Origin of the sequence: Sorangium sp. So ce448, from assembly GCF_051520915.1 — a bacterium.
In the GTDB taxonomy this organism is placed as follows: Bacteria; Myxococcota_A; Polyangia; order Polyangiales; family Polyangiaceae; genus Sorangium; species Sorangium cellulosum_B.
The window spans coordinates 10,774,250-10,787,500 of record NZ_CP150343.1; the positions used below are offsets into that span (position 1 = coordinate 10,774,250).

The window sequence follows — 13,251 nt, forward strand, 5'->3', positions numbered from 1 at the left end:
ACCAGCACGGAACGGGGCGCGGGGCCAACGAATCGCCTGCGGCGCGCCCCGTCCGTGCGGCGTCGCGCCGCCTCAGCGCCGGGTCTTTTCCTTCTCGACCTCGTCGTAGATGTCGTCGCTCTTCGGCCGTGGGCGCGCGGCTGGGCGGGGCGCGGCGGGCGCGCTGGGGGCCGCCGTCACGCTCACGGTGGGCTCTGGCGACGCCTCGGCGGCCGTGGGCGGCGGCTCCTTGTAGTCGATCGCGATCGGTCCTCCGCCGCCCATGCTCTGCCACAGCGTGATCCCGATGAGCGCCAGCAAGGCCACCGCCAGGATCACGCTGAGCACGATGATGAGCGTCCTGCCGCCCTCCCGCCGCCGCGGCGCGACGGCGGCGGGTGGCTTCTGCGGTTCCGGGCGCTCCTGGACGAAGGTCGACGGGAGCGCCGGCATCTCGAGGCGCGCCGACGTGGTGGCCCACGGGCTCTCGGCCGCTCCGTCCCACCCGCCGGCCGCCTGGGGCGCGCCGTGCGCCGCCGCGCCGGGAGCTGCGCTCATCGCCGGCGCGGGCGCAGCGGCCGGGGGCGGCCCGGCCTGAGCCGACATCCCCGCGTGCAGCGAGGGCATCGGCGTGCGCGCGGCCTCTGACACTGCAGGCGCGGCCGCACCGAAGCCAGGGCTCCCGAACCCGGGCGGCGCCGCCGGCGCAGGCGGCTGGCCGCCGTGAGGCGATGGCATCGGCGCGCGCGCGGCCTCTGATACTGCGGGCGCGGCCGCACCGACGCCAGGGCTCGCGAACCCGGGCGGCGCTGCCGGCGCAGGCGGCTGGCCGGCGTGCGGCGAGGGCATCGGCGCGCGCGCGGCCTCTTGCGCGGCGGGCGCGGCGGCACCGAAGCCGGGGCTCGCGAACCCGGGCGGCGATGGCGGCGCAGGCGGCTGCGTCGCGCTCGCGCCCATCCGGTCCGTGATCGGCGCCGGCTGGAAGGCCGGCTGGCTCGGAGGCACCGGATCCGACTGCGGCGGCGCCGAGATGAACGGGAGCGCGCTCGGAGAAAAGACGCCGCTGGCCGAGAGCACGTCCTGCTGCGAGACGATCCCGGGCGGAAGGGTCCCTCCGCGCGCCGAGACGCTCGCCGTGGGCGGCTGGGTGTACCCGGCGGGAGCTGGCCCTGAGAACGCCGGCGCCGGCATGGCGCCCGAGAACGCGGGCGCCGATGACGCTGGCCCCGAAAACGCGGGCGCGGACGGCATCGGCCCTGAGAACGCGGGCGGGCTCTGCTGCTGAAGATGGGGGCTCAGCGCGTACTGTGCGGAGAGCGGGCGCAGGGCGCCGGGCGCCATCAGCGGCGGCACGGGCAGCGGCCGGAAAGGGATCCCCGAGCCGTGCGCCGACGGGAGCGGCCGGCCTGGCTGCGCCGTCCTCTCACTCTCGGGGGCTCCCCATGGAACGTGTTTGTCGGTCATCCGCGCGCCTCGGAGGGACCGCCCACGCGACCCCTCCGCCTCACACTGAAGCGGAACAGCGCTCTCAATCTACCCCCAAGTCTCGGCGTGCGGCCATCCTTCTGACGCGTCGCCCCGCCCCGCGAGGCGCTGCCGCTCGTCGGCGCTGGCACCACGCAGCGCCGCGCCGTGACGACACCGCCCGTCGCGGACGCAGGATAGCGACGCCAGGGGTGCGCTCTTCGGGTCGGCGCGACGAAGAGCGAGCTCGTCCCGCCACCGAAGCGCTCACGAGGCGCGCGCCTTCGCCAGCGCCACGGCGCGCACGACGCTCCGGCGCGCGCTGGTGGTTCCAGCGCGCGAGGTCAGCCCTCTCGGGCGCGGGCGTCTCCGACGGCAGAGCTCGGACCGAGGCGCTGTCCACGCTTGTCGGGAACTCTCGACATGGCCACGCCGCGCCGTGGACGGGCGTGGCGCTCCCGCCGGGGCGCGGGCGTCTGCCGCCGCGGGGCGGCTGTCGACCGCGGCAGCACAGTGCTATGGCACGTCGCGATATGGCCGCCGAGACGATGGACCCCCGCGCCTCCACCGAACCTTCTCCCACCGAGCCGCGTGAGCCCGCGCGCTACGATCATGCCGCCGTCGAGCCGCGCTGGCAGCGCGCGTGGGAGGAAGGCGAGACCTTCCGCGCCGTCCGCAGCGCGGACCCCGCCCGCGCGAAGCGCTACGTGCTCGACATGTTCCCCTATCCGTCGGGGTCGGGGCTGCACGTCGGCCACCCCGAGGGGTACACGGCGACCGACATCATGTCCCGCTACTTCCGCATGCGCGGGATCGACGTGCTGCACGTCATGGGCTGGGACGCCTTCGGGCTGCCGGCGGAGCAGCACGCCCTCGAGACCGGCACGCACCCGGCGGACACGACGGCGCGGAACATCGCGACCTTCAAGCGCCAGCTCAAGATGCTGGGCTTCAGCTACGACTGGTCGCGCGAGCTCTCCACGACCGATCCGCGCTACGTGCGCTGGACGCAGTGGATCTTCCTCCAGCTCTTCAAGAAGGGGCTCGCGTACCAGGACGAGGTGAGCGTCAACTGGTGCCCGGCGCTCGGGACCGTCCTTGCGAACGAGGAGGTGATCGACGGCAAGAGCGAGCGCGGCTCGCACCCGGTCTACCGGACGCCGCTCAGGCAATGGATGCTCCGCATCACCGCCTACGCCGACCGCCTGGCGGAGGATCTCCGCCTCCTCGACTGGCCTGAAGGGACGGTGGCGATGCAGCGCGCCTGGATCGGCCGATCGGAGGGCGCGCTCATCACGTTCGAGGTCAAGGGATGGGGCAAGGGCGCGCTGAGCGTGTTCACGACCCGCCCCGACACGCTGATGGGCGTCACCTACGTCGTGCTCGCGCCCGAGCACCCGCTCACGACATGGCTCACGAGCGCGGAGAGCGGCGCGTCCGAGGCGCGCCGCGAGGCGGTGCGCGCGTACGTCGCGGCCGCGGCGGGCAAGAGCGATCGCGAGAGGCTCGCCGCGGCGGCGAGGGAGAAGACCGGCGTCGATACGGGCCTCGTCGCCGTCCACCCCATCACGGGCGTGGAGGTGCCGATCTGGGTCGCCGACTACGTGCTCGGCGGCTACGGCACCGGCGCCGTGATGGCGGTGCCAGGGCACGACGAGCGCGACTTCTCCTTTGCCCGCACCTACGGGCTGCCCATCGTCGAGGTCGTGAGCCCCGACGGCACCCTGCGCGACCAGCTCGAGGCCGCCTACGTCGACCCGGGCGTCGCGGTCCGGAGCGGCGAGTTCGACGGGCTCGCGACGGAGGAGTGCAAGCGCGCGGTCATCGCGCGCCTCGAGGCGCTCGGGCGAGGCAAGCGCGAGGTGAACTACAAGCTGCGCGACTGGGTCTTCTCCCGCCAGCGCTACTGGGGCGAGCCGATCCCGATCTACTTCCCCGTCGAGCTCGCCGATCCGCAGGGGGATCCCAGGAAGGGCGCCGCGCACACGATCCGCTACGATCAGCCGATCGCGGTCGACGAAGCCAGCCTCCCGATCGAGCTGCCGCCGCTCGCCGACTTCCGCCCTGGCGACGACCCTGCGGGCCCGCTGGCGCGCGCCGTCGACTGGCGCTTCTTTCAGCGGGACGGCAAGTGGTACGCGCGCGAGACGAACACGATGCCGCAGTGGGCGGGCTCGTGCTGGTACTACCTCCGCTTCCTCGATCCGCAGAACGACGCGGAGCCGTTCTCGGAGGCCGCGTACGACGCGTGGATGCCCGTCGACCTCTACGTCGGCGGCGCCGAGCACGGCGTGCTGCACCTCCTCTACGCGCGCTTCTGGCACAAGGTGCTCTACGACCTCGGCCATGTGAAGCACCCGGAGCCCTTCGCGAAGCTCGTCCATCAGGGGATGATCCTGGGCGAGGACAACGAGAAGATGTCGAAGTCGCGGGGCAACGTGATCAACCCCGACGACATCGTGCGGGCGCACGGCGCCGACGTGCTGCGGATGTACGAGATGTTCATGGGCCCGCTCGAGGCGGTGAAGCCCTGGCAATCAGGGCAGATCCAGGGGGTGGTCCGGTTCCGGGACCGCGTGTTCGCGACGTGCACGCGACCGCTCTCGGACGCGATGGACGACGCGACGAGCCGGCAGCTCCACAGGACGATCAAGAAGGTGACCGGCGACATCGAGGGGATGGCGTTCAACACCGCCATCTCCGCGATGATGGTCTTCGTGAATCACCTGAGCTCGCTGCCTTCGCCGCCGCGCGAGGCGGTCCTCCGGCTGATCCTCCTCGTCTCCCCCTTCGCGCCGCACCTCGCGGAGGAGCTGTGGCGGCTCACCGGCCACGAGCGTTCGCTCAGCTACGAGCCATGGCCCACCTACGACGAGGCCTTCTGCGTCGACGACGTCCTGGAGATCCCGGTGCAGGTGAACGGCAAGGTCCGCGGTCGCGTGATGCTGGCGAAGGCGGCATCGGAGGACGAGGCGCGAACCGCCGCGCTCGGCCTGGAGACCGTGGCCACCCTCGCCGCGGGCAAGCAGCTGAAGAAGTTCATCTACGTCGCGGGGAAGATCGTGAACATCGTGGTCGGCTGACGCTCCGGCGCCGCCTGGAGAGCTCCGGCGCTGACGGGAGAAAACGAGCGCTCGCAGCGCGGCGACGTCGCGAACGGACGCGCGGGATAGCAGCGCGAGGGAGATGCTCCCGGAGCGCGAGGCCCCGCGCCCGCGCCGCCAGCTCGCCGGAGTCTTGCGCTCCAGCGCCTTGCGCTCGGTCGACGACAGGGTCGGACCTCGGGTGTACATGAGCCCGTTCGGCGCGCTGACCGCATCCCACACCACAGCGCAGCGGGGTGGCTCCGCCGGCGCGTGAGCTTCCCCGGAAGCAATCCTCTCCTCGGTCGGGGAGCGCGGCGGTGCACAGCCCAGGCTGGCAGGTGCCGTGCAAAGGCGGCTGGCCGTGTGCCGGAACAGCACCGCATGGTGTACCCGAGCTGGCTGCCTCCTCGCCGCCGCGCTGGCCGGCTGCGCTGGAGACGCGGACGAAGCGGACCTGCACGAGGAGGACGCGGCCGAGGCCGCGCTGGAGATCAAGGGAGGGTATCTAGACGCTGGAGACCGCGCGGTCGCCGGGCTCCTCATCACCGATCGCAGAGGGCGCGTCGCGCGGACCTGCTCGAGCACCGTGATCGCGCCCAACCTGGTGCTCACCGCGCAGCACTGCATCGCGGAAGCTCCCAAGCTCATCGCCTGCAAGACGGCGACGTTCGGTGAGCCGGTCGATGCCTCGCAGGTCTACGCCACGCTCGGCGGGGCCCTGTGGGCCGCGGACACGCCGTGGATCGGCGCGCGCGCCGTGCTCAGCCCGCCCGACGGCAACGCCGTCTGCGGGCGCGACGTCGCGCTCGTCGTGCTGTCCTCCCCGCTCGGCGGCAGCGAGGTCACGCCGCTCGCGCCCCGCCTCGATCGGCCGCCCGAGGAGAGCGAGGTCTACTCGGCGGTGGGCTTCGGCGACACGGAGGGCAGATCGCGCGGCGGCGGCGTCCGCAGGCGCCGCGATGGTCTCCACGTCGAGTGCGTCGGGTACGGGTGCGGAACGCAGGAGCGCGTCACAGGAGGCGAGTGGCGCGGAGAGAACGGCATCTGCAGCGGCGACTCGGGCGGACCGGCGCTCGACGTCGCGGGGCGGATCATCGGCGTGACGTCGCGCGGGCCGGCCGGCTGCGCCGACCCCATCTATGGTGGGCTCATCGCCCATCGCGACTGGCTCGTCACCGAGGCGAGGCGCGCCGCCGACGTCGGCGACTACGACCCGCCCTGGTGGGCCACGGCGTCGGACCCCGCGGAGCGCTTGCCTTCGCGCCGGCCGCTCGACGAGCGCTGGCTCTCGTGCGCGCACGGCCCGCTCGGCGGCGACGAGAGCGGGGGCGCGGCGGCGCGCGCGCTGCTCGCGCTGCTCGCGCTGCTCGCGCTGAAGCGAGCCAGGGCGTCCGCGCTGCCGACCTGCCGCGCGCGGCGTGCACGCTGCGCGCGCGCCGCGTCGCAGAGCACGATTTCCGCCTGATCGAAGCTCCGGTGCACACCTCGCCTGCTAGGATGCGGGCGTCCTGCCCTGCGGAGTGTCCATGCCCATTTCGCCCAGCATCCGTCCGGCCGCGCTGCTCGCGGCGCTCGCGCTCGCCTCGCTTCCCATCGGCTGCGGCCCCACCTACGTGCGCGGCAATCAGGTCGAGGGGCTCGACGACGCGGCGATGAGCACGGGAATCGACAGGCGCGACATCGAGCAGCTCCTCCACGAGAACCTGACGTCGCTGATGGCCTCTCCGGTGGCCAAGGCGTGGGCGCACGAGGGCTCGCGGCCCACGCTCGCCATCTATCCGCTGTCGAACCAGACGAGCGAGCACATCGACAGCCAGCTTCAGGCGCTCCTGTCCGATATCGAGACGTACCTGTCCAAGGCGAGCCTCGTCACCTTGGTGAGCGTCGAGCGCCAGCAGCAGATGGTCGCGGAGGTCGAGAAGCAGCACGGCGGCGGGTTCGATCCGAACCACATCGCCGAGTACAACCGCCAGCTCGGCGCGAAGTACTACCTCACCGGCAAGGTCTTCACCGCCGATGAGCGCACCGAGGACGAGCGCCGCGTCCAGTACTTCATGTTCATGCAGCTCATCGAGGTCGCCACCAGCGCCGTGGCCTGGCAGAACAGGGCGGCCTTCACCAAGGCGCTCATCCAGGAGTGATGCGCCGGCGGCACGCGACCCTCGCGGGGCGCAAGCGTGCGGCCCTGGCTCCTCTCGCGCTGCTCCTCGGCCTCTGGCAGGCCGCCTGCGGCGGACATGAAGATCGCGTGCGCACCGCGCTCCAGGCGCTCGATCGCGGCGCTCCCGCCGAGGCGGTGGCTGCGCTGAACGAGCAGCTCGAGGTCGAGACCGCGGCTCAGCTCCCGGCGCTCCGCGGCGACAACGCGCTCCTCCTGCTCGACCGCGGCAACGTCCTCCTCAGCATGGACAGCTACCGGCTGTCCGCGCGCGATCTCGGGGCCGCGGACAAGTCGATCGACCTGCTCGACATGTCCCGCGGGGCCGCCCACGATCTCGGCAAGTACCTCTTCTCGGACGACGTGGGCCCGTACAAGGCGCCTGCCTACGAGAAGCTGCTCATCAACACCATCAACATGATGAACTACCTGGCCCAGCGCGACCTCAGCGGGGCCAGGGTCGAGGCGCGCCGCCTCGCGATCATGCAGAGATACCTGCGCGATCACGAGGGCGAGACGGCGCTCCTCGGCCTCGGCAGCTACCTCGCGGGCCTCGCCTTAGAGAAGAGCGGCCAGGCAGACGAGGCGCTCCTCCACTACGACGACGCCCTCCGCCACGGGTCGTATCCGTCGCTCCGCCGCCCGCTCCGCGCGCTCACGCGCGGCGAGCCCAGGTCGCCCCGCATCGCCGCGTTGATCGAAGGCGAGGCCCCGCCGCCGCCCCTCGACGAGACCGGCGAGGCCGAGCTCATCGTCGTCGTCGGGTTCGGGCGCGTCCCGCAGAAGGTGCCGCAGCGCCTTCCGATCGGCCTCGCGCTCACGCTCGTGGCCAACGACATCAGCCCTGCGGATCGCGCGCGGGCGAGCGAGCTCGCGGCCAAGGGGCTCGTGACCTGGGTCAACTACCCGACGCTCGCCCGGGGCAAGGGCGGCTATTCGACTCCGACGCTGAAGCTCGACGGGCGCTCCCAGCCGATGGAGCAGGCGCTCGACGTCGAGGCGCAGGTGCGCGCGGCCTGGAAGAAGAGCGAGGGGACCGTCATCCTGTCGGCCATCACGAGGACCGTCGCCCGCATCGCGGCCGGCGAAGCCGCGCAGGGCGCCACCGAGGCAGCTGCGGAGGACTCCGGGCCGCTGGGCCTGCTCGTCGGCCTGCTGACGAGCGCGACGCTGACCGCGCTCGACACGCCGGACACGCGCGGATGGTCGACGCTCCCCGCGCGCATCGCGATCGCGCGGACCCGCGTCCGCGCGGGCACGCATGACGTGGTCGTCGGCGTCCGCGGCGAGTCGAGGCGCGCCCGGGTGAGCGTGGCCGCTGGCGGGTGGGCCTTCGTCCCGGTGATGGTCCTCCGCTGAGCGGCGCGCGCGGACGGGAGGGTTGCGGGCGCACTCTTCCCGCGGCAGTCTCCGCGCCGATGCGTAGCCCTCATCTCCGCGCCGTGCTGGTTCACGCGCTCTCGGCGTGCTCGCCCCTCGCGCTCCTCTGCGCGACCGCCTGCGGGGCGCTCGCCACCTCGCCGTCGTGGGTCGGCGGCGGCCTCGCGGTCTCCGCGCCGATCCGGGCGGCCGAGGAGGACGCCGCGATCGAGCGGGAGCGCGCGGTGATCGCGAGTCAGCCCAAGCAGATCGGCGCGCGGCATCTCCTCGTCATGCACGAGGGCTCGAAGAGCAAGCCCGAGGGCCTCCGCCGCACGCGCGCAGAGGCCCGCGCGCGAGCGCAGGAGGCGCTCGTCAAGATCCGCGGCGGGGTGAGCTTCGAGGAGGCGGTCGCGGAGTACAGCGACGAGCCGGGCGCCGCCGAGCGCGGCGGGGATCTCGGGGTGTTCGAGCGCGGCATGATGGTGAAGGGCTTCTCCGACGCCGCCTTCGCCTTGAAGATCGGCGAGGTGAGCGAGATCATCGAGACGCCGTTCGGCTTCCACATCATCAAGCGCACCGAGTAGCGCCCGCTCCAGGTCGTCGCGCGCCGGCCGCGGGCTCGACGCCTCCGTCGGAGTCGCCTAGCGTGGCGCGCATGACGAGGACCGTCCGCGCTGCGCCGACCGCCGAGCACCGCCGCCTCGAGGAAGAGCGCGAGCGCCTCCTGCGCTGGAAGCACTGGGGCCCCTACCTCTCCGAGCGGGCCTGGGGGACGGTGCGCGAGGACTACAGCGCGAACGGGGACGCGTGGGCGCACTTCCCTCACGACCATGCCCGGAGCCGCGCCTATCGCTGGAACGAGGACGGGCTCGGTGGCATCTGTGACCGACACCAGATCCTGTGTCTCGCCGTCGCCGTCTGGAACGAGCGGGATCCGATCCTGAAGGAGCGGGCCTTCGGCCTGACCGGGCCGGAAGGCAACCACGGCGAGGACGTCAAGGAGATCTACTACTACGAAGACGCGACGCCGACCTCCAGCTACCTGCGCTATCTCTACCGGTACCCGCAGCGGCCGTTCCCCTACGAGGCGCTCGTCGCCGCCGCGCGCGACCGTGGCCTCTCGGAGGGCGAGGCAGATCTCCCCGATCTCGGCGCCTTCGACGGGGACCGTTACTTCGACGTCTTCGTCGAGTACGCGAAGCGGAGCCCGAGCGACATCCTGATGGTCATCACCGTGGTGAACCGCGGCCCGGAGGCCGCGCCGATCCACGTGCTCCCGCACCTCTGGTTCCGCAACACATGGTCCTGGACCGAGCCTCCTGGTCCGGTCCCGGAGATCCGGGCCATGGAGACCGACGCCGGTCATGTGATGCTGCGCGCGGCGCACCCCGAGCACGGCGCGTATCACCTGTACATCGAGGGCAGCCCCGAGCTGCTCTTCACCAACAACGAGACGAACCGCGAGCGGCTCTATGGCGCGCCTTCGCGGACACCGTACGTCAAGGACGCGTTCCACCACCGGATCGTCCACGGCGACGAGGCGCGGGTGAACGCCGAGCGCCGCGGCACGAAGGCCGCGAGCTGGCATCGCTTCGAGGTGCCGGCCGGCGGCAGCCGGCGGATCCTGCTCCGGCTCGCGCCCGAGCCTGTGGAGTGCCCCTTCGACGATGCGGACGAGCTCCTGGAGGCGCGGCGCAGGGAAGCGGACGAGTACTATCTCGCCGTCCAGGGCCCTGCCCTGTCCGACGATCGCCGCGCCATCCAGCGTCAGGCGGCGGCGGGGCTGTTCTGGACGATGCAGTTCTACCACTACGACGTCGACACCTGGCTCCGCGGCGACGCGCACGCCCCGCCGCCCGAGCGGCTGAGCGGCCGAAACGCCCACTGGCGGCACGTCTCCGTCGCCGACGTCGTCTCCATGCCCGACGCGTGGGAGTACCCCTGGTTCGCGGCCTGGGATCTCGCCTTCCATGCGGTCGCGCTGGCCTCGCTCGACATCGATCTCGCGAAGGCCCAGCTGAAGATGATGGTCAAGGAGTGGTACCAGCACCCGAACGGGCAGCTGCCTGCCTACGAGTGGGAGTTCTCGGATCTGAACCCCCCGGTGCATGCGTGGGCGACCTACCAGATCTACAAGATCGAGCGGAAGCAGCGGGGCGAGGGCGATCGGGTGTTCCTGGAGCGGGTGTTCCACAAGCTCCTCATCAACTTCGCCTGGTGGGTCAACAAGCGCGACGCCGAGGGGCACAACGTCTTCGAGGGCGGGTTCCTCGGCCTCGACAACATCTCGCTCTTCGATCGCAGCGAGCGGCTCGCGCCCGGGATGCGCCTGGAGCAGGCGGACGCCACGGCGTGGATGGCGATGTACTGCCTCGACCTCATGCGCATCGCGCTGGAGCTCGCGCTCGACAACTCCGCGTACGAGGATCTCGCCAGCAAGTTCTTCGAGCACTTCTTGCGGATCGCGCACGCGCTCCACCACACGGCGGACGGCCGGCTGCCGCTCTGGTCCGAGGAGGACGGCTTCTACTTCGACATCCTCATCGCCGGAGGGAAGCCGCGGCACGTGAAGATCCGATCGGCCGTCGGCCTCATCCCGCTCTGCGCGGTGCACGTGATCACCCCGGAGATCTACGGCAAGCTCGCGAACTTCCGGCGCCGGACCGAGTGGTTCCTCCGCAAAAACCCCGCGCTGGCCGAGGCGATCACCGTACGTCCAGACGGCCGCCAGGTGCTCTCCGCGGTGCCGCCCGGGCGCCTCGAGCGGGTGCTCGCGCACCTGTTCGACGAGGACAAGTTCCTCTCGCCGTTCGGCCCGCGCTCGCTCTCCAAGGAGCACGCGGCCGCGCCCGTCTCGATCGGGCTCGAGCCCTGCGACGCGCAGTACACGGTCGGTTACGAGCCTGGCGAGTCGATCACGCGCATGAAGGGCGGCAACTCCAACTGGCGCGGCCCGATCTGGTTCCCGCTCGGCTACCTGCTCTACCGCTCGCTCCTCCGGCTCGACCACGGCTTCGGCGACGTGCTCACGATCCCGTCGCTCGGCGGCCACGGCCCTCGCACGCTCCGCGACGGAGCGCACGAGATCGCGCGCCGGCTGATCGCGATCTTCGAGCGCGACCGCGAGGGCCGCCGCCCTGTCTACGGCGAGCACCCCCTCTTCCAGCGTGATCCTGGATTCCGAGATCGCCTGTTTTTCTTCGAGTATTTCCACGGCGACACCGGCGCTGGGCTCGGCGCCTCGCACCAGACCGGCTGGACTGCCCTCGTGGGCGACCTGATCCTGCGCACGGAACGGCACAACCACCCGCGTTCGTAGCGCACCCCACATAGCGTTCGGCTCATCACCGGTTCGTACCGGATCCGTGCTAGGAGGGCGCCTGTGTCGCTGGCGTTCGGCGTCTCGCTCCTCGCGTTGGCCGTCATGCTGGGCGGCATTGCGGCGGTGTTCCGTCACCGGAGCGAGGGCGCGATGTCTGCCTTGCGGACGTTCGCCCTCGTCGGTGCGGCGTCGATCGCGCTGCTTCACCTGCTCCCGGAGGCGATCGGCGAGATCGGCTGGCTCGCGTTGTTCGCTGCGGTGGCTGGCTTCCTGGCGCCGGCGGTGCTGGAGCGCCTCGTGCTCGGGGACGCCGGGGCTCACCAGACGCCGACGACGGCGCTCGCGATGGGGTACGCCGCGGTGCTCGCGCATCAGTTCGGCGAGGGCGCGGCGGTGGCGTCGCTCTCACGGGTTGGACAGCTGTCGCTCCCTGTCGTCCTCGTGATCGCTGCGCACACGGTGCCGCTCGCCATGGTGGTGGCCATTCAGGTCCTCGAGGTGAAAGCCGACACCGGCGGCAAGCGCGCCATGAGCGCTGCGCTCGCGGGCATTGCGCTCGCCACGGTGGTTGGCGCCTTCGCGACGCGGCTTGTCGACCTAGAGCACCTCGAGGTGATCGAGCCCTGGTTGCTCTCCGCGGTCGCGGGCCTCCTCTTGCACGCCCTCTCGCACGAGGCGGTCGCAAGCGGCCCAGGGACGTCTCTGAGCCGCGCTGGCGAAGCCATGGGCGGCCTGCTCGGCCTCTTCCTCGCCACGATCGGGATCGACGAGGAGGAATGGGTGCAAAAGATCCCGTTCGCGCTCCAGATCGCCGCCCTGTCCGTCCTTGCGGGGCTCATCCTCCTGCGCAGCTACGGCCCGAGGCGAGCCACCGAGCGCCCGCACTGAGCGTCGCCGCCCTGATGGCACCTCCCGCCCCGACGCCGTAACGGCACGCTCCCGCCCCCGGCGCCGCCCCGAGGGCTGTCTCAAAGGCGCCGCTCTGACGGCGGCCAGCACGAGCTCGCGGCAAAGGCGAAGCCTTCAGCGGAACCGCCCTGCCGAACCGAAGGCCCCCGGCGCACAGGCGTTAACCAGGCTCGTTGGTCACGCTCAGGGCACCGCGCCCGCCCCACCATCGGTCACCACCGTGATCGTGAACGTCTACGTGAACGTTTTCGTGCTCGTGGTCGTGGTCGTCAACGATAAGCCGTGAACGACCACGACCAGGATCACGACCACGTGAACGTTTACGTGGTCGTCAACGATGAGCCGTAAACGACCACGACCACGGAAACGACCACGTTCACGTTCGGACGTAGGAGGACGCGGCGCGAGGCCTGGCTAAAGCCTATAAGGCCCTCGGGAGGGTGCTCGCCGGAGGCCGGCCAGCCCGGAACGCGCTCCGCGCAGCCACCGACGTCCCCGAGGCGGCCTGAAGGCCGCAACGCGCGCCTGGAGCTCGAAACACGATGGACAAAAAAAAACCTGCGCACGGCTCTCACCGTGCGCAGGTTCGAAAAAAATCCCGGCGGCGTCCTACTCTCCCACCAGGTTGCCCTGGCAGTACCATCGGCTCCAAGAAGCTTAACTTCCGAGTTCGGTATGGGATCGGGTGTGACCTTCTCGATATCACCACCGGAAACTTGTGGGTGCGTCCAATCGGAACCCTCCGGAGCCCGCTTCTCGCGGTGCTCTACGGCAGGGCCAGCTGTGTCACGCTGCTCGTCACCCGAACTCCGGGCGCGACGCTTCGATGTTTGCCTTAGAAGTATGGTCAAGCCGCACGACCTATTAGTACCGGTTAGCTCCGCCGATTGCTCGGCTTCCACACCCGGCCTATCAACCTCGTGGTCTACGAGGGGTCTTTAGGGGCCTTTCGGCCCGGGACACCTAGTCTT

Annotated in this window: 8 protein-coding genes and 2 rRNA genes (1 of these 10 running past the window's edge); 7 read left to right on the plus strand and 3 right to left on the minus strand. The window is 71.3% G+C overall.

Features of this window, described 5'->3' with window-relative positions; translation table 11 throughout:
- Positions 1–72: 72 nt before the first annotated feature.
- Positions 73–1,443, minus strand: coding sequence for a hypothetical protein (locus tag WMF45_RS40680; RefSeq protein WP_437711493.1), 1,371 nt, complete (start codon positions 1,441–1,443; stop codon positions 73–75).
- A 518-nt stretch (positions 1,444–1,961) separates the two neighbouring features.
- On the opposite strand from WMF45_RS40680, the gene leuS reads away from it, so the two are divergent.
- The 7 genes from leuS to WMF45_RS40715 all read left to right on the plus strand — a co-directional run bounded on the left by leuS (position 1,962) and on the right by WMF45_RS40715 (position 12,259).
- A complete protein-coding gene (gene leuS, locus WMF45_RS40685) occupies positions 1,962–4,526 on the plus strand; it encodes a leucine--tRNA ligase (RefSeq protein ID WP_437711495.1) in 2,565 nt (854 codons plus the stop codon).
- A 346-nt stretch (positions 4,527–4,872) separates the two neighbouring features.
- Positions 4,873–5,994 (plus strand): trypsin-like serine protease, encoded by a 1,122-nt coding sequence (locus tag WMF45_RS40690; RefSeq protein ID WP_437711497.1) that lies wholly within the window; start codon positions 4,873–4,875, stop codon positions 5,992–5,994.
- 61 nt (positions 5,995–6,055) lie between these two features.
- Positions 6,056–6,670: a penicillin-binding protein activator LpoB gene (locus WMF45_RS40695; protein WP_437711499.1), complete on the plus strand. Its 615-nt coding sequence runs from the start codon at positions 6,056–6,058 to the stop codon at positions 6,668–6,670.
- On the plus strand, positions 6,670–8,046 hold the full coding sequence (locus tag WMF45_RS40700; protein ID WP_437711501.1) for a hypothetical protein: 1,377 nt from the start codon (positions 6,670–6,672) through the stop codon (positions 8,044–8,046). Before WMF45_RS40695 ends, WMF45_RS40700 begins: the two co-directional genes overlap by 1 nt.
- Before the next feature lie 59 nt (positions 8,047–8,105).
- On the plus strand, positions 8,106–8,633 hold the full coding sequence (locus WMF45_RS40705; protein WP_437711503.1) for a peptidylprolyl isomerase: 528 nt from the start codon (positions 8,106–8,108) through the stop codon (positions 8,631–8,633).
- A 71-nt stretch (positions 8,634–8,704) separates the two neighbouring features.
- Complete coding sequence (locus WMF45_RS40710; RefSeq protein ID WP_437711505.1) at positions 8,705–11,368, plus strand: MGH1-like glycoside hydrolase domain-containing protein; 2,664 nt, start codon at positions 8,705–8,707, stop codon at positions 11,366–11,368.
- Positions 11,369–11,431: 63 nt separating this feature from the next.
- On the plus strand, positions 11,432–12,259 hold the full coding sequence (locus WMF45_RS40715) for a hypothetical protein (protein ID WP_437711507.1): 828 nt from the start codon (positions 11,432–11,434) through the stop codon (positions 12,257–12,259).
- A gap of 617 nt (positions 12,260–12,876) precedes the next feature.
- Here the strand turns inward: WMF45_RS40715 and rrf are convergent.
- Positions 12,877–12,993, minus strand: a 5S ribosomal RNA gene (gene rrf / locus WMF45_RS40720).
- A 130-nt stretch (positions 12,994–13,123) separates the two neighbouring features.
- Positions 13,124–13,251, minus strand: a 23S ribosomal RNA gene (locus WMF45_RS40725) (it continues 2,879 nt past the right edge of the window).